The sequence below is a fragment of the uncultured Bacteroides sp. genome, assembly GCF_949298305.1.
GTDB lineage: Bacteria > Bacteroidota > Bacteroidia > Bacteroidales > Bacteroidaceae > Bacteroides.
On record NZ_CASFWU010000045.1, the window covers coordinates 16469 to 35057 of the forward strand.

The window sequence follows — 18589 nt, forward strand, 5'->3', positions numbered from 1 at the left end:
TGAACCTAAAATATCTAAATATGAGAAAGCAAATTTTAATTGCGTGTCTGTTGGTGCTTTCCCTCTGTGGCTTTGCCCAGCAGATTACAGTGAAAGGAGTGGTGGTGTCCGCTACTGACAACCAGCCTCTGATTGGTGCCACTATTCAGGTGAAAGGTGCCGGTACGGGCACCATCACAGGTGTTGACGGAGACTATTCGTTGATGAATGTTCCTTCCAACGGCGTGTTGATATTCTCCAGCATTGGTTTCGAGACACAGGAAATCAATGTGAACGGAAAGACTACCATTAATGTTGTATTGAAAGAAGCGACCGAGTTGCTGGACGAAGTGGTGGTCATCGGTTATGGTGCCGTGAAGAAGAGCGACTTGACCAGCTCTATCGCCACGGTAAAGGGTGAAGAGATTACCGAAACGGTAACCGGTAATGCGATGGATGCCTTGCAGGGTAAAATCAATGGTGTGCAGGTTGCCAGCGGTGGTGGTCCGGGTACCACACCGAAGGTGCTGATTCGTGGTGTAACCACCGTCAACGGTTCTGACCCTCTCTATGTAGTGGACGGTATGCCTATCAGCGGTAACATCAACTTCTTGAACAGCAATGATATCGCTTCTATGGAAGTCTTGAAGGACGCTTCAGCTGCGGCTATCTACGGTACACGTGCATCGAATGGCGTTATCTTGATTACCACCAAGAAGGGGGCCGCCGGCAAGACAAGCATCAACTTCAGCGCTTCCGCTGGTTTCCAGACCTTGTCTAAGCCTTCTGTGGCAGGTGCAGCCGAATATAAGGAAGTGTTCAATACCCGTTATACTAACGATGGCGCTACTTCAATTTGGAACGACACAGGTGCCACTACCAATCCTGGAGGAACTGATTGGTGGGATGAAGTCATCAACAAGACCGCTTTGGTGCAGAACTATTCGTTGAGTATTTCAGGCGGTAACGACAAGTTGGTCTACAACCTGAGCTTTGGTTACTATCGTAACGATTCTCAGTACGATTACGGTTATTGGGACAAAATCAATGCCCGTTTGAACACGGAATATACTTTCAACAAGTATGTAAAGCTCGGTTTTGACATCGCTCCTCGTGTAGAATCTTGGGATAATACTCCGAACCTGTTCTCTGCAGCTATGTCTATGGACCCCACTACACCGGTATTCAAGCCGGAAGACCAATGGGTGGACAATGCCTTTAATAACTATCAACGTTCTTATAACAATCAGGAATGGAATCCGGCAGGTTCGCTGGCACGTCAGAATGGCAATTCTCGTGAAATGGGTGCTATCGTGAATACTTATATTCAGGTTAACCCGATTGAGAAACTGACCTTACGTTCGCAGTTTGGTGCCAATGCTCACTTCCGTCGTTCGGATGGCTTCACTCCTGAGTTCTATATTGACGCTTTGGAGCAGTCTACATTGAGCAACGTATCCCGTGAAATGCAGGAGTGGCTGGATTGGAACTGGACCAACACAATCACTTATATTGACACGTTTGCCGACAAGCATAACCTGAATGTGATGGGAGGTTTCACTGCCGAGCGTTTTGCCTGGTTCCAGACTAGCGCTTCTCGTGATGATGTTCCCAACAACATGGATCAGATGCAGGAAGTGAATGCCGGTACCCAGAACCAGAAAGCCTATGGTACTACTTCGTACAACACGTTGGTTTCTTTCCTGGGTCGTGTGATGTATAACTATGATAACCGTTATTACGTTACGGCATCTCTCCGTGCCGATGGTTCTTCCAGATTCCCCACAGGTAATAAGTATGCCTTGTTCCCCGCCGTATCAGCTTCTTGGCGTGTCACCAGCGAAGAGTTCATGCAGGATCAGAATATATTCAGCAACCTGAAAGTTCGTGGTGGCTGGGGCCGCGTAGGTAACCAAGGCATCGACAATGATGCTACACTGACGTTGTTGGGGCAGGCCGATTACGTATTGGGTTCGTCTCCTGTCCGTGTTCCGGGAACCATGGTGTCTGGTGTTGGTAACAATCAGCTGAAGTGGGAAACCGTTGAAGACTGGAACGTAGGTGTGGACATGTCGTTCCTGGAAGACCGTTTGGGTGTAACGTTCGAGTATTTCCAAAAGAAGTCTATGGATATGCTTTATCAGAAGCAGAACATTTTCGCCGTTGGTTATCCCGACTGGAACAGTACGGTTTGGATGAACATCGGTAGCATGAAGGCTACAGGTTGGGAACTGGCTTTGAACTGGCGTGACCAGATAGGCAAGGATTTCTCTTACAACGTCGGTTTGAATCTTTCTTCAGTCAAGAACAAGGCTATCAAGTTTACGGGCGATGGTCCTATCTTGACCGGTGGCTTCAACAGCGACCAGATTATCCGTAACGAGGATGGCGGTGAGATTTCCCGTTTCTATGGTTATGTGGCCGATGGCATCTTCCAGAATTGGGAGGAAGTTTATGCCCATACCAATGAACATGGTGAAATGGTGCAGAAGAATGCACAGCCGGGTGACATCCGTTTCAAGGACTTGAATCACGATGGTGTGCTGGATGAAAACGACAAGACATGGATTGGTAATCCATATCCCGACCTGATGGTAGGTCTGAACATCGGTCTTAATTACAAGAACTTCGACTTTACCGCCAACTTCTACGGCACGTTCGGCAACGATATCTATAACAAGACTAAAGGATTATACTCCGGTGTCAGCGGGCAGAACGTATGGGCCGGCACGTTGGAGAAGGCATGGCATGGTGAAGGTACCAGCAACGACATACCCCGCTTGTCTTATAACGACTTGAACCAAAACTATACGCGCGTGTCCAGCTTCTACGTAGAAGACGGTTCGTACATGCGGTGCAAGCTGTTGCAGATTGGTTACACGCTTCCAAAGCGTTTGCTGGGCGGTACAGAACTGCGTCTGTCGTTCTCCGCGCAGAATCCGTTCACCATCACCGGCTATTCCGGTATGGACCCCGAACGTCCGGCATTGGATGGAAGTGTTATTGAGACGGGTATCGACGGTATCGCTTATCCCAATCCGCGTACATTCTTATTTGGTATTGACTTAAAATTTTAATCCTTGAGAAACTATGAAACAATTATTGATATCATTGGCATTGATTTCCTCACTCATATTCACGTCTTGTGAGGATTTCCTGACGGAGGAGGTGCGTGGCCAGCAGAACCTGGACACCTATTTCCAAAGCGAGGAAGAATGTGAATCGTTTGTCACCGGTTGTTATCAGGCCATCACCTTTGGTGGCTGGTGGAACATCAATACGGTGTGGCTCCTTTCAGAAATGTGTAGCGACGACGGCTGGATGGGCAACACGACCCAGAGCCAGAGTGACTATATTTCGCTGGCACATTATCAGGGTAACGGACAGAGTAATGGTGCCATTTCTAATTTCTGGCAATATCGCTACAAAGGCATCCTCCGCTGCAACGTGGCTGTCGAGCGCATTTCACAGTCGCCCATGTCTGACGAAGCCAAGAAGAACCGCCTCGTGGCCGAAGCCAGATTCCTGCGTGCGTACTTCTATTTCGAGCTGGTCAGAAACTTTGGCGGTGTGCCTCTGATTACCGGTTTCCTGATGCCTGAAGAGATACAGGGCATTACCCGTTCTTCTGCCGAAGATGTTTATAAATTTATTGAAGATGACTTGAAGGCAGCAGCCGATGTATTGCCGCAGCGCAGCGAGTACCTGGCTACCGACATGGGCCGTGCTACCCGTGGTGCCGCTTTGGGCCTGCTGGGCAAGGTTTATCTGTATCAGGAAAAATGGCAGGAGGCTCAGACCGTTCTGAAGAGTGTGATTGACGAGAACGAGTACAAACTGATGGAGAACTTCGGCGATGTTTGGAGCGTTGACCACAACAACAACGAGGAAAGTCTGTTTGAGGTTCAATATATGTACGACGGAACTTATGCTCTGGGGGGTGCGCTGACTGTGATTACCGGTGCCCGTAACGGCCCCGGCGACGGTTGGTCATGGGGTCAGCCGACAGCCAATCTGGAGCAGGCTTACATCGATGCCGGTGATACGGAGCGTCTGCGCTGGACCATCATCAAGACCGGTTGTACGGAGATTGCCGGCGAAGACAACTTTGCAGCTTTCATAGAAAACAGCAAGAACATGTCCAAGTATCAGGAATATGTAGACAAATACGGATGGGATCCCGAATGTTACATCATTGACCCCGCGCAGCACAAGTCTGCACGCATTGTGCGCAAGTACTTTGTGCCCATCGACAAGCGTCCTGAAGTCTACAACATCGACAAGATTCCTTTGGATCACCGCATCCTGCGTTATGCCGACGTACTGCTGATGTATGCTGAAGCATGCAATGAACTGGGTGATGACGCTTCTGCACGTACAGCCCTGAACCAAGTGCGTAGCCGTGTCAACCTGGCAGACGTTACAGCCAGTGGCAACGAACTGCGCAAGGCCATCCGCCTGGAACGCCGTCTGGAGCTGGCTTGGGAGCAGAACCGTCTGTACGACATCCGTCGCTGGAAAGATGACAACGGCAAGCCGGTCATCTCCAACCTGATGGGACCCAACGGTACATTCGTGAAGTTCAATACTGACCCCGAAACCCGTGACCTTTATGAGTGGGAAAACCAGGGTGAGGACAGCGACAAGGGTATCTCCTTCGACGAAAGCCGTGACATGGTGTTCCCCATTCCTCTGTATGAGATTACAATGTCCAACGGTTCCATCACTCAGAACCCGGGCTGGAATTAATGTCGTCCTTTTCATCATTTCAATAGGTTGATTGAATAGCTCTGCCGCAGGTAGTCCGCTCGATTATCTGCGGCAGTATTTTTTCTTTAATTCAGTTTCAAACTTATGTGTTGTTTCTCTGTCCTCCTTCCCGGAGAAAGCTCCTCTTGCCGGAGGTGGCAGCCGCTGATGCGGCGATGGCAGGGCAACACCGCTTAATTTGCAGATTATGAAGATAAAACCTTATTTACTGTTTGCTTGCCTGTCTGTGCTGGCCTCGTGCAGCGACGACGGTTCCGAACCCGATGTGACACCTTCCGACCCGGACGAACCGACGACAAGTGTGGAGAAGCTGGTGACGATTGATGCCGGGCAGACCTATCAGACCATAGCCGGGTTCGGCGCTTCCGACTGCTGGTCGCCCGCTTATGTGGGCAGGACCTGGACGCGGAGCCGCGAGGGAATAACGGAACTGCTGTTTTCGTCGGAGATTACGGGCGGACAGCCGAAGGGCATCGGTCTCAGCCAATGGCGGGTGAACCTGGGCGGCGGCAGTGCCGAGCAGGGCGACGCCAGCGGCATTGAGGACAAGTCGCGCCGTGCGGAGTCTTACTTGACCGACGAACTGACCTACGACTGGAGCCGTTGCGAAGGCCAGCGTTACTTCATGAGCCGTGCCAAGGAACTGGGATGCAACAACTTCGTCCTGTTCAGCAACACGCCTCCCGTACAATATACCTATAACGGCAAGGGCTTCTCCGCCCAGGGCGGCAGCTCCAACCTGAAGCCAGAGCATTACGGCGACTTCGCCGCCTACATGGCCGAAGTGGCTGCCCACTACGAGAGCGAAGGATATACGGTCAGCCACATTTCGCCCGTCAACGAGCCGCAGTACAACTGGGACAGCGGGCAGGAAGGCAGCGGATGGAAGAACGACCAGGTGGCTGAAGTGGCCCGTCTGCTCGATGCCGAACTGACAGCCAAGGGCCTTTCTACCGACATCCTGCTGGGCGAGGCCGGCGACTGGGAATATCTTTACAAGGTGAAGAGCGATGCCGACCGCAGCAACGTACTTTCCGCCTTCTTTACACCCGGCTCTTCGGCCTACGTGGGCGACCTCGCGCATGTGAACAGCCTGATTTGCGGACACAGCTACTGGACGGACGGCTCGTGGACTGCCATGCGCCGCGTGCGCCAGCAGGTGGCTCAGGCTGCCCTGCAATACAACGTGGAAGTGTGGCAGAGCGAGTGGAGCATGTTGGGCGACGGTTACAGTGCCACCGAGATGGACATTGCCCTCTACATGTCCAAGGTCATCCACAACGACCTGACCGTAGCCGGAGTGACTTCGTGGAGCTACTGGACTTCGATGGACGTTTCGCGCTGGGGACACAAGAACCGTTTCCTGCTGATTTCGCTGGTTCCCGCCGGAGGCGAATATGGCGACATCGAGGAGGAGGGCAGCTATCAGGCCACGGCCACCCTGTGGGTGCTGGGCAACTACAGCCGCTTCATCCGTCCGGGCTACCGCCGCATCGGCCTCACGCTGAACGAGGCGCACAACTTCTTCGGTTCGGCCTGGATTTCGCCGGACGGAAAGCAGATTGTGGCCGTCTACTCCAACCTCTCCGAGAAAGCCGTTCGCCTGGGCGAGACGCACGAAGGGTGGAGCGCCGAGCCTCAGTCTGTCGTCACCTATACCACCTCGGGCAGCAAGAATTTGCAGGAAAAGAACGTCGAGGCAGGCTCGCCCGTCTATTTGGACGCCGAGAGTGTGACAACTGTGGTCTATAATCTTTAACTTTACGGCCTCAGACCGTGCGGAGAAGTCCTGCCGTCGGTCCGGGGCTTGTCGTTCAAACAATTATTCTGATTGGGTATGAAAAACATGGTATTTAGGGCTGCCTGGAGCCTGGCGCTCCTCTGGCTGCTAAGTGCCCGCTTGGGGGCACAAGTCTCTTTCGGCAATCCCGAAAAGTTCAACGACGGATGGCTGTTCATGCTGTCCGATGACTCACTGATGGCGACCGCCGCCTACGACGACAGTCAATGGCGCAAGCTCAGCCTGCCCCACGACTGGTCCATCGAAGGACAGCTTTCGCCCGACCTGGCCAGCTGCACGGGCTACCTGCCGGGCGGCATAGGCTGGTATCGCAAGCACTTCAGCGTGACGGACGGCGCCGCCCGCCACTACATCTACTTCGAGGGCGTCTACAACCGCAGCGAGGTCTACCTCAACGGCCGTCTGCTGGGCAAGCGTCCCAACGGCTACATCTCTTTCCTCTATGACCTGACTCCCTACCTGAAAGAAGGGGACAACGTGCTGGCCGTGCGCGTAGACCACAGCCGCTCGGCCGACTCCCGCTGGTACACGGGTTCGGGCATCTACCGCGACGTGTGGATGGTGTCGGCCCCCGACATCCACTTTGCCCAGTGGGGAGTGGGGTGGCACGCCGCTTCGCTCACCGACCGCAAGGCCGTGGTGGCCGTCGATGTGGAGGTGGAGAAGCACGTGGATGCCGCGGGCAGGCTGGAAGTGAAGGCCGCGCTGCTCGATGCCGAAGGACGGCAGGTGGCACAGGGCAGCGCACGCGTGGCCGACGGCAAGGCCGGGCTGTCCAAACTCGCCTTGAACCTGCGTGTGGGCAACCCGAAACGCTGGGACCTGGATACACCTTATTTATATACGTTGAAAACGGAGCTGCTGAAGGACGGCAAACGCCTGGACAGCTGCGAGACACGGGTGGGACTGCGCACGCTGGAGTTTGACCCCAATAAAGGTTTTGCCCTGAACGGCCGCTGGATGAAGGTGAAAGGCGTCTGCCTGCACCACGATGCCGGCGTGCTGGGAGCCGTGGTGCCGCCCGAAGTGTGGGAACGCCGCCTGACGAACATCAAGAACAACCTGGGCGCCAATGCCATCCGCATGAGCCACAATCCGCAGGCGCCTGTTGTCTACGACCTGTGCGACCGCCTCGGCCTGCTCGTCATGGACGAGGCTTCGGACGAATGGGAGTTCCCCAAACGCAAGTGGATCAAGGGATGGAACAAGGGCGAGCCGGGCTATCAGGGTTCTTACGATTTCTTCGAGGAATGGATAGAGCGCGACGTGACGGACATGGTGCGCCGCGACCGCAACCATCCCAGCGTCTTCCTGTGGAGCATCGGCAACGAGGTGGACTACCCCAACGACCCTTATTCGCACCCCATTCTGGACGGGACGACCATCAACCAGCCCATGTTCGGCGGCTATAAGCCCGATGCCCCCGATGCCATGCGCATCGGCGTCATAGCCAAGCGGCTGGCGGCCTGCGTGCGGGCGGTGGACAAGAGCCGCCCCGTGACCGGTGCGCTGGCCGGCGTGGTGATGTCCAACCAGACGGAGTATCCCGAAGCCGTGGACGTGGTGGGCTACAACTACACCGAGAACCGCTACGACGAAGACCATGCCGCCTATCCCGACCGCGTCATCTACGGCAGTGAGACGGGTTCGGGCATCGAAGCCTGGCAGGCCGTAAAGGACAGGGACTTCATCTTCGGACAGTTCATCTGGACGGGTACCGACTACCTGGGCGAGGCCGGAGCCTGGCCTTCGCGCGGACTGGGCACGGGCCTGCTGGACTTTGCCAGCCTGACCAAACCGCGCGGGCATCACCGCGCCTCGTTGTGGAGCGAGAAGCCCGTCACCTACGCGGGCACCTATCCCAAGCGCCCTTATCTGTCGCCCGACGCCTGGGACATCTGGAACTACGAGCCTGGTCAGGAGATACGCGTGGTGTGCTACACCAACGCGCCGCAGGCCCGTCTGCTGCTGGACGGTCAGGTGGTGGGCGAGCTGAAGCCCTACGACGCCAAGACCGGCATCATCCACTGGGACATCCCCTTCAAGCCCGGCGAGCTGCGTGCCGAGGGTTGTGATGCGGAAGGTAACCCCGTTTCCAGCTATACGTTGCGCACCAGCGGCCTGCCCTATGCCCTGAAGGCAAGCGCCGACCGCGCCACGCTGTCCAAGGAACGTGCCACGGCACATGTATCCATCGAGGTTGTGGACGAGAACGGACTGCCTGTCAGACTGGCAGACAACGAAATCACCTGCCGCGTTGAAGGCCCTGCCCGCCTGCTGGGTCTGGAGAACGGCGACAACGGCGACATGTCCGAGCACCGCGACAACCGCCAGCGCGTATGGAACGGCCGCCTGCTGGCCTACATACAGACCACGGGCGAAGCCGGAGAAATCCGCGTGAAGCTCACCTCGCCGCTGCTTCAGAAGACCGAGGTCGTCTTGCGGGCCGAGTAAGGCGGAAGTGCCCCACATGAAATTTGTCAGGCACGGGTTGTGCGGAAATGCACGGTTCATTTGTCCGAATGTCCGTGAAGAAAACGCATCATCCGTGCCTGTAATTTTGCGTCGTTTCTGATTCATGCCCCTTTCCCCAATCACTCTTTTGCGGTGAAATAACTTGACAGATTGTGGTGCTTTCAAGACGCAAGCATCGAGCAAGCTCCGTGCAAGCGTCGTGCCGGCACCGTGCAAGCATCGTACGGACACCATGCAGGCATTGTGTAAACGTCATGCCAGTGACTCCGAAAAAGCGTTCCGGCAAGTCCGATTCCTCTCTTCTAAAGTACCTCTTTTCGTCCGTCAAGTGCCACATTACGGCCGCCAGCTCCCTCTTTACACTTCCTCCTCCCATCTTTCACCCTTTCTTTTTTTTCGCTATGCCGGAAAGCCCTTTCACGCTTTCACACGACTCTTTGGTGTTGATAAATAATGAAATACGGTGAAAGGAACAGCTTCATCTATCTTTCACCCTCCAATCACTTGCTTTCACCGTATTTGGCTTATTTTGAGCGGGTTATGGTGAAACTTCACATGGAAAACCGCTGAAAGGCGGGTATTCACAGAAAGTTTCATCGGCAGACAACGTGAAATCAGATGGTAAAGGATGGAACAAATAAAGATTCCATATCCGACTTTACCATTCTTTCATCTTTAATCACTACATTTGCAAATACCGTTGATACATTGCCTCAACAGAAAAAATAAACAGGATTAAAGTTGTATTAGTAGAACAAGGAAAGACCGGGAAGTACTTGGTCAGTCAGTTGGGAAAGAACGAGACAACTGCGTTGCGGTGATGTTCTGCAGTCGTCATTAGAAAAGATGGCTGCCATGTTACAGATAGATGCAAGACAGTCGATTGATAAAGAAAAAGGATAAAATAAATATGGCAAAGAAATTGCAGAAAGAAAAGAGTATAGAAGAGACCCTGTGGGAATCGGCTAATAAATTGCGTGGGTCAGTCGAACCGTCGGAGTATAAGCATGTCGTATTAAGTCTGATATTCCTGAAATATGCTTTCGACCGTTTTGTGGAACGGCGTGACGAACTGATGGCAGAAGGTAAAGAAGCATTTGTAAATCAGTCCGTATTCTATAATGCAAAGAATGTATTTTATTTGAGTGAAGTCAGCCGCTGGGATTACTTGATGGAAAATGCAAAGCAGAACGATATTGCCATTAAGATAGACGCAGCCTTGGCACAGGTGGAAAAAGATAATTCGGCACTGAAAGGTGCATTGCCCAGTAATTACTATTCCGGGCTGGGGCTTGACCGTACTAAGTTGGCCAGTTTGCTGGATGTGATAGGAAAGATAGATACGCAAAAGGACAAGGAGCACGATTTGATAGGACGTGTTTATGAATACTTCTTGGGAAAATTTGCCATAGCAGAAGGCAAGGGGAAAGGGGAGTATTATACTCCTAAGACGATTGTCAATCTGATAGCCGAAATGATTCAGCCCTATCGGGGCAAAATCTATGACCCTTGTTGTGGCTCTGGCATGGAAACAAGAAAGACATCTCCGTCTACGGGCAGGAATACACCAATACCACCTATAAGCTGGCCAAGATGAATCTGGCCATTCGCGGCATTGCGTGCAACTTGGGCGAGAAAGCCGCAGATACCTTCCACGACGACCAGCACAAGGACTTGAAGGCCGATTTCATCATGGCCAATCCTCCTTTCAATCAGAAAGACTGGCGTGCCGATAACGAGCTGACCAATGACCTGCGTTGGCATGGTTACGATGTTCCGCCCACCAGTAACGCCAATTACGGTTGGATACTGAACATCGTTTCCAAATTGTCAGCCAACGGTATGGCGGGTTTTCTGCTGGCCAACGGTGCATTAAGTGGCGATGGCACGGAGTTGAGCATCCGTCGCCAGTTGCTCAAGAATCATCTGGTGGAAGCCATCGTCATCCTCCCCCGCAATATGTTCTATTCTACCGACATCAGTGTGACGCTCTGGATTCTGGCAGGCAACCGCAAGGCCCGTACTGTGGAGCAGAACGGCCAGCTGGTGAAATATCGCAACCGTGAGAATGAAGTGCTGTTCATAGACTTGCGTCAGTGGGGCGAACCTTTCGAGAAGAAATACATCCAATTTTCGCCGGAACAGATTGCGCGTATTGCCGAAAACTTCCATAACTGGCAGCATGAAGGGTACGTACAGACTTATCGGAATGTGCCGGAATATTGCTATTCGGCCACCCTCGAAGAGATAGAGGCAAAAGGTTGGTCGCTTGTTCCCAGCAAATACATTGAGTTCAAGAGCCGTGACGAAGGCATAGACTTCGATTCGAGGATGAAAGAGCTGCAAGCAGAAATGAAGGAATTGCTGAAACAGGAAGAAGAGAGCAAAAAAGACTTGTTGAATCTGTTTAAGGAATTGGGCTATGGAATTGAATGATAAAATCGTTATCTATCGTTCGGAAGATGGAGAAACACAGCTTAAGGTCAGAATAGACCAAGATACGGTATGGTTGAACGCCTATCAGATAGCCGAACTATTTGGGCGCGATTCAAAAACAATCCGTAAGCATATAGACAATGCCATAAAAGAGGAACTTGCGGGCGAAGTGGTTGTCGCAAATTTTGCGACAACCACAGCACACGGCGCGCTGGAAGGCAAAACCCAGACACATGATGTACGTTTTTATAACCTTGATGTCATCATTTCGGTGGGTTATCGGGTCAAATCAAAAAAAGGTGTGGACTTTCGCCGATGGGCTAATAGGGTGCTGAAGGAATACCTGGTGAAAGGCTATGCCGTCAATAAAGCCCTGACAGAACAACGCTATACAGAGCTGAAACAGTTGGTTTCCGTCTTGGGAAGGACGGTCAAAGCACAAGAGGCATTGACTTCCGATGATGCGCTCAATCTGGTGGAAGTGGTTACCGATTACGCTTATGCTCTCGATACGTTGGATCGGTACGACTATCAGCAATTAGCGGTAGAGCAGACCACCAACGAAGCTAAGTTTCATGCTACCTACGAAGGAGCCATGCAGGCCATAGCAGAACTGAAAGAAAAATTCGGTGGAAGCCAATGGTTCGCCCACGAGAAGGATGATTCTTTTAAAAGCTCCATCGGGCAAATATATCAGACTTTTGGTGGGCAAGACCTTTATCCTTCTGTAGAGGAAAAAGCCGCTATGCTGCTTTACCTCGTGACGAAAAACCATTCATTCAGCGATGGCAACAAACGCATTGCGGCCACCCTCTTTCTGTGGTTTATGGCCGGCAACGGCATTCTTTATAATCCGGATGGAAGCAAGCGCATTGCCGACAACACCCTTGTGGCTCTTACGCTGATGATAGCCGAGAGCCGCACGGAGGAAAAAGATATCATGGTGAAAGTAGTGGTAAACCTGATTAACAAGAACAATTATGAGTAAGACGGGGTACAAACGATTGGGCGATTATATCCGAGAGGTGGATGTGAGGAATCGGGATTTGGAGGTGAAAGAACTTGTTGGTTTGACTATTAATAAGGCTTTTATCCCATCTGTCGCAAATACAATAGGAACAGATTTGTCTAATTATAAGGTAATACGAAAAGAGCAGTTCGCTTGTAGTTTAATGCAGGTAAGTCGAGATGAAAAGATGCCAGTTGCTATGTTTGAAGGTGAATGTGCAATTATGTCACCTGCATATCCGATGTTTGAGGTTCTAGATAAAAACATATTATTACCGCAATACTTAATGATGTGGTTTTCACGTAAAGAATTTGATCGAGAAGCAAGTTTTTATGCGGTTGGAGGAGTAAGAGGTAGTCTTACTTGGCAAGATTTCTGCGATATGACTCTTCCTATTCCTCCCATCGAACAACAACGAAAGATAGTTGCCGAATATGAAACCATTTCCAAAAGAATCCGTCTGAACGAACAAATGATCACTCGTTTGGAAGAAACAGCCCAAACACTCTACCGCAAAATGTTTGTAGATGGGATTGATAAAGAAAATTTGCCGGAAGGATGGAGAATGGGGACGTTGGGAGAGATTGCAGATTTTGCATATGGTAAAATGCCTGATAAATCAGCACAAGGAAATATTCCTATATTTAGTGGTTATGGGATAGTTGGTTACTCTAATAAAGCAATGTATGAGAAACAGCATATTATAGTGATAGCGAGAGGGGATGCTGGGTCAGGAAAGATAGTATTATCTCCTAATGTCTTTTATCTGACAAATTTAGCAATCGCAATATTGTTGAAAGATGATAGGATGAAATATTATCTGTACTATTATTTATTAAATTCTGATACATCCACATTGCGCTCAGGATCTGCGCAAGCACAAGTAACTATAAATAGTTTATATTCGTATGAAATTCTAATACCTTTAAATAATGTTTATAATGAGTTTAACAGATTTATATTACCGATTAATGAAGCAAAGCAGATACTTTTAGACGAAAACATGAAATTAACAGAATTACAGTCTTTGCTATTGGCAAGGATGGGGCAATAAATAAACAAATATATATTTATGCGGAAAAATTATGTCTCACCTGATTACATGAAAGATTCTTTTACTTGTCCACATTGTGGAACTCTTTCGTTAATGAATTATAAAAAAGTAAATTACTTCAATGGAATATATCAGAATACAACTAATAAAAAAGAAGGGAACGGTACTAGCTGTGTTCTTATAGCCACATGTCAGCACTGTAAAAAGAATATTATTTGGATTGATGATATTTATGCATATCCTGATATTATAGCCGAGGAAGCGAATGCCGATATGCCTGATTCTGTAAAACAACTATATAATGAAGCTGGTTTAATTTATAATAAATCACCAAGGGCTGCTTGTGCTTTATTGCGTCTCGCTATAGATAGATTATGTAATGAATTGGGAGAAACAGATCGTGATATCAATAAAAACATTGGATCTTTGGTAAGAAAAGGACTACCACAACCCGTTCAACAAGCATTGGATGTAGTTCGTGTTGTTGGAAATAAAGCTGTTCATCCAGGGCAAATAGCATTTGATGTTGATGAAAAAAATACGGCAATTATGATTATGCGATTATTAAACATCATTGTAGAACGAATGATTACGGAACCTAAAGAAATAGATTCACTGTATCAAGTATTGCCTGAATCCGTTAAAAATGCAGTAGAGAATAGAGATAAAAAATAAGAGATTTATGGATAATTCTGTTTTAGATTTAGTAAAGGGAACGCCCAATATATTGGGACAAATATACACTGATCTTGCTCAGCCAAGTGTAAAAGCAGTTGGGCAAGCATTAGGTACAGTGTTTGAATTCAGCACCTCTTTTTTATTACCTGTAAAGTTATTGAATGAAAAGTTTAAACTGAATTTCAAGAAGCGGATTACAGAATATGAAAAGAAACTAGAAGAAGTTCCAGAAGAAAAACGTTGTGAAGTTCATCCACAAATTGGTACACCCATTATTGAAAAATTGTCATATACAACAAATGATGAAATAGCTGATTTATTTACAACATTATTGGCAAATGCATCTAATACTGATATGGTAAATACAGCTCACCCTTCCTTTATTACGATGATAGAAAGATTATCACCTGATGAAGCCAGAATTATTAAATATTTAAAAGGAAAAAATGATATACAATATTGTGATTTTAAGGGATATAGTTTAGATGGTGTAGGATACGTAGATATACAATATCACCAAACTATTTTACCGCAATACGTACATTTGATTTTTCCACAAAATGTAAATGCATATTTAGCAAACCTTGAAAGTCTAGGTGTCTTGTTCGATATGGCAGGTACATACCGTATTGATGAAACGGTTTATAATGAGATAAAAAATGTTTATGGTTTTGAATTATTAAAAGAACAATTAATTCCTAAATTTTATAAAAAACTTGAAGCTGAAAAAAGTTATTATCGGATAACAGATTTTGGTAAACTTTTTATTCAAGCTTGTATTAAATAATGTACGTCTATGTCACACTTCAACGAACACGCCCTTGAACTCTCCATCATGGAACTATTCCAGCAAGAGGGATACATATATACCTGCGGAGAAGAAATCTACAAAGAAGCGGGCGAAGTACTGCTGCGCGACGATATGCGCAGGTATCTCTGCAACCGCTATCGGGAAGACGGCATTACATCGCTTGAGGTAGAAAGTGTATTGGCAAAGTTGACTGCTAATACCGGACTATCTCTGTATGACAACAATGCACAGACATACCGTTTGATAACCGAAGGTTTTTCGTTGAAGCGTGAAGACGTAGCCTTGCCCGACCTGTTTATCGAACCAATAGACTTTAGCGAGGAAGGGAAGGAAAACAATCTGTTTCGCATTGTCAATCAACTGGAAATAAAAGGAACGGAGAAGCGCATTCCCGATGGTATCGTATATGTGAACGGGCTGCCGGTAGTGGTGCTGGAGTTCAAGAGTGCGGTGAAAGAAAACACGACTATCATGGATGCCTATACGCAGCTCACCGTGCGCTATCGGCGTGACATCCCCGACTTGTTCAAATACAATGCTTTTGTGGTCGTCAGCGATGGGGTGAACAACAAATACGGCTCGTTGTTCTCATCGTATGACTTCTTTTATACCTGGCGGAAAGTGGAGGCCGACGACAAGGCAACCGATGGTATCAACTCGTTGCTGACCATGGTCAAAGGATTGTTCCGCAAAGACAGACTACTGAGCGTAATCAAGGACTTTGTGTTCTTCCCCGATTCGTCGAAGAGCGAGAAGAAGGTCGTTTGCCGCTATCCACAGTTCTTTGCCACGCACCAGCTGTTCGAGAATATACGTCTGCATTCCAAGCTTCGGGAGGGAGGCGACGGGAAGGGTGGTACTTACTTTGGGGCCACCGGATGCGGGAAGAGCATCACGATGTTGTTTCTCAGCCGGATGCTGATGCGAAGCCGGGAGTTTGCCAGCCCTACGATTGTGCTGATAACCGACCGTACCGACCTGGACGATCAGCTTTCCAAACTGTTTGGTACGGCCAAGAACTTCATCGGTGACGAATGTGTCATAGAAGTGGAAAGCAGGGACAAGCTACGGGAGCATTTAGCCGGGCGAACCAGCGGTGGGGTATTCCTGACCACCATTCATAAATTCACGGAAGATACACGGCTCTTGTCCAGGCGGGCAAACATTATTTGCATCTCGGACGAAGCGCACCGCTCGCAGACCAATCTCTCCATGCAGGTGAAGCAGACCGAAAAGGGAGTAAGGCGTAACTATGGTTTTGCCAAATACCTGCACGAGTCATTGCCCAATGCCACGTATGTAGGGTTTACGGGTACTCCGATTGATGCGACAATCGATGTGTTCGGCGAAGTAGTGGATGCCTATACTATGACCGAATCGGTGACCGATGGCATTACGCGGCGCATTGTGTATGAAGGGCGTGCTGCAAAGGTATTGCTCGATAACCGGAAGTTGAAGGAAATAGAGGAATACTACAAGCGATGTGCCGAGGAAGGTACGAACGAATACCAGATAGAAGAAAGTAAGAAAGCGGTGACCCAGATGGAACGTATCTTGGGAGACAGTGACCGCTTGCAGGCGGTGGCCGAAGACTTCGTTGCCCATTATGAAAAACGGTACGATAGCCTTTCATCTGTATAAGAAGATTGTTGCTTTGCGTCCCGAATGGGCAAGTATTCCCAGTGAACAAAAGATGTTGGATACCGGTTGGCCGATGGCAGCTGATTCTTTTGTTCCTTATGGCGACCAGGGATTTCCTATTGAGAAAATCAAGTTGATTATGACCCGGAATAAGGACGACAACTTGGAACTATATAACTTGTTGGGGACGGATGAGGATCGCCGTGCCTGGGCAGAAGTATTCAAAAAGCCTAAATCGAACTTCAAGATCGCCATTGTGGTGGATATGTGGACCACAGGCTTTGATGTGGACTGTCTGGATACGATGTACATCGACAAGCCTTTGCAACAACATACACTTGTACAGACCATTTCGCGTGTGAACCGAGTCTATCCCGGAAAAGAAAAAGGCTTGGTCGTGGATTATATCGGCATTAAGAGCAGTATGAACGTTGCCTTGAAACGTTATGCGCAAGGGGATGCGAATGTGGATTCAGTGGAAAACATCGGTCAGTCCGTCGTTATGGTAAAAGATGAACTGGACATCATCCGGCGATTGTTTGGGTCGTTCAACTATTCGGTATTTTCTACGGGTACGCCGTTGGAACAATTGGATTGCCTGAATCGGGGTGCTGAATGGATGCAGCGCACCAAAGAGCAGGAAAACTTATTTATGGGACATGCCAAGAAACTGAAATCGGCATTTAACCTGTGCAGTAACAGCGAAGAAATAGACGATGCCGAACGAGAGGAAATCCATTATTTCTGCGGAGTAAGGTCTATCATTTATAAGCTGACAATCGGTGATACGCCGGATATTTCGCAAATGAATCGTCGGGTCAGCGAGATGATTGAAGAAGCGATACAGTCGGAAGGTGTAGAAGAAATCATTCAGATAGGCAATGATAAGAAGAATCTGGATGTACTAAGCGAGGAATACATGGAGCGTCTGGGCAAACTGAAACTGCCTAACACGAAAGTGAAACTGATGGAACGCCTGCTAAAAACCGTCATTACCGAGTTCAAAAAAGTAAATAAGGTGAAGGGGGTGGATTTCTCTAAACGTCTGAACACTTTGGTTGAGAAATACAATGAACGGCGTGACAGCGCGATTTTTGCGGATGAGGTGTTGACGGAAGTGGCAAACCAGATGGCAGACTTGCTGAAGGAACTGAACAAGGAAAAGATGTCTTTTCAGAATTTGGGTATCAGCTATGAAGAAAAAGCTTTCTACGATATCTTAAAATCGATTGCCAAACAGTTTGGCTTTGACTATCCTGAAGATAAATTGCTAAAACTAGCTGCTGAGATAAAGAAGATTGTGGCAGACAAATCAAAATACACCGACTGGTCTACCCGTGATGACATCAAGGCGGAACTGAAAATGGACTTGATTCTGATTCTGGCAGAATATGGTTATCCACCGGTAACGAATGACGAGGTGTTTAAGGAGATATTGGAACAGGCAGAGAATTTCAAGAAATATAATGGATGAGAAATGAAGTTGAATGTCTCTGCAATCCTGATATTGCGAATACATGGATTATGGAACGTTACGCCATAACTACACAGACAAGAAAAGTGGTATTAACCCGTTGGCGGAATTAAATTGATAATACTGTTATACACCTGAGTTCCGTTACGATGCTTCGGGCATTTAGACGATATTCAATTTTGAGTACCCCGAAAGGGCGACTATCCCGAATGAGCCGAAAGCTGCCCAAAAGAATGCCCAAAAAGATATGCAAAACCTAACGGAACAACAACAAGCAATACTATCATTCTTAAAAGAGCATCCGGAAGCAACCCGAAAAAGAGATAAGCGAGAGTCTTTCCAACTCAAGTTTTTGGTTTGATGTAACCATTCTATTTTCCGCCTTGACACACATCTCAACCTGACATATCTTTGCGCCGTAACCTTTAACAACAATGATTATGGCAAAAGAAAAAGTAAAC

10 protein-coding genes and 1 pseudogene are annotated in these 18589 nt (G+C 48.7%); all 11 read left to right on the plus strand.

Features of this window, described 5'->3' with window-relative positions; all coding sequences use genetic code 11:
* Positions 1-20: 20 nt before the first annotated feature.
* A complete protein-coding gene (locus tag Q1Y74_RS07795; protein ID WP_300813589.1) occupies positions 21-3056 on the plus strand; it encodes a TonB-dependent receptor in 3036 nt (1011 codons plus the stop codon).
* A gap of 13 nt (positions 3057-3069) precedes the next feature.
* Positions 3070-4728, plus strand: coding sequence for a RagB/SusD family nutrient uptake outer membrane protein (locus tag Q1Y74_RS07800; RefSeq protein ID WP_300813591.1), 1659 nt, complete (start codon positions 3070-3072; stop codon positions 4726-4728).
* A 208-nt stretch (positions 4729-4936) separates the two neighbouring features.
* Positions 4937-6508 carry a glycoside hydrolase gene (locus Q1Y74_RS07805; protein ID WP_300813593.1) on the plus strand — a complete coding sequence of 524 codons (1572 nt, stop codon included), beginning with the start codon at positions 4937-4939 and terminating at the stop codon, positions 6506-6508.
* A 78-nt stretch (positions 6509-6586) separates the two neighbouring features.
* Entirely contained in the window at positions 6587-9004 is a 2418-nt protein-coding gene (locus tag Q1Y74_RS07810; protein WP_300813594.1) for a sugar-binding domain-containing protein, read from the plus strand.
* A 931-nt stretch (positions 9005-9935) separates the two neighbouring features.
* Positions 9936-11461, plus strand: a pseudogene (locus tag Q1Y74_RS14030) (class I SAM-dependent DNA methyltransferase).
* A complete protein-coding gene (locus Q1Y74_RS07830) occupies positions 11448-12449 on the plus strand; it encodes a virulence protein RhuM/Fic/DOC family protein (RefSeq protein ID WP_300813601.1) in 1002 nt (333 codons plus the stop codon). The pseudogene Q1Y74_RS14030 and the gene Q1Y74_RS07830 overlap by 14 nt, the downstream one beginning before the upstream one ends.
* Positions 12442-13524 (plus strand): restriction endonuclease subunit S, encoded by a 1083-nt coding sequence (locus tag Q1Y74_RS07835; protein ID WP_300813603.1) that lies wholly within the window; start codon positions 12442-12444, stop codon positions 13522-13524. Before Q1Y74_RS07830 ends, Q1Y74_RS07835 begins: the two co-directional genes overlap by 8 nt.
* Before the next feature lie 18 nt (positions 13525-13542).
* Positions 13543-14199 carry a DUF4145 domain-containing protein gene (locus Q1Y74_RS07840; protein ID WP_300813605.1) on the plus strand — a complete coding sequence of 219 codons (657 nt, stop codon included), beginning with the start codon at positions 13543-13545 and terminating at the stop codon, positions 14197-14199.
* Positions 14200-14206: 7 nt separating this feature from the next.
* The gene (locus Q1Y74_RS07845; RefSeq protein WP_300813607.1) at positions 14207-14989 is read left to right on the plus strand and encodes a DUF4393 domain-containing protein; all 783 of its coding nucleotides are present in this window, start codon (positions 14207-14209) and stop codon (positions 14987-14989) included.
* A gap of 9 nt (positions 14990-14998) precedes the next feature.
* On the plus strand, positions 14999-16654 hold the full coding sequence (locus Q1Y74_RS07850; protein ID WP_300813610.1) for an HsdR family type I site-specific deoxyribonuclease: 1656 nt from the start codon (positions 14999-15001) through the stop codon (positions 16652-16654).
* A complete protein-coding gene (locus Q1Y74_RS07855; RefSeq protein ID WP_300813612.1) occupies positions 16620-18128 on the plus strand; it encodes a type I restriction enzyme endonuclease domain-containing protein in 1509 nt (502 codons plus the stop codon). The genes Q1Y74_RS07850 and Q1Y74_RS07855 overlap by 35 nt, the downstream gene beginning before the upstream one ends.
* Positions 18129-18589: the final 461 nt, after the last annotated feature.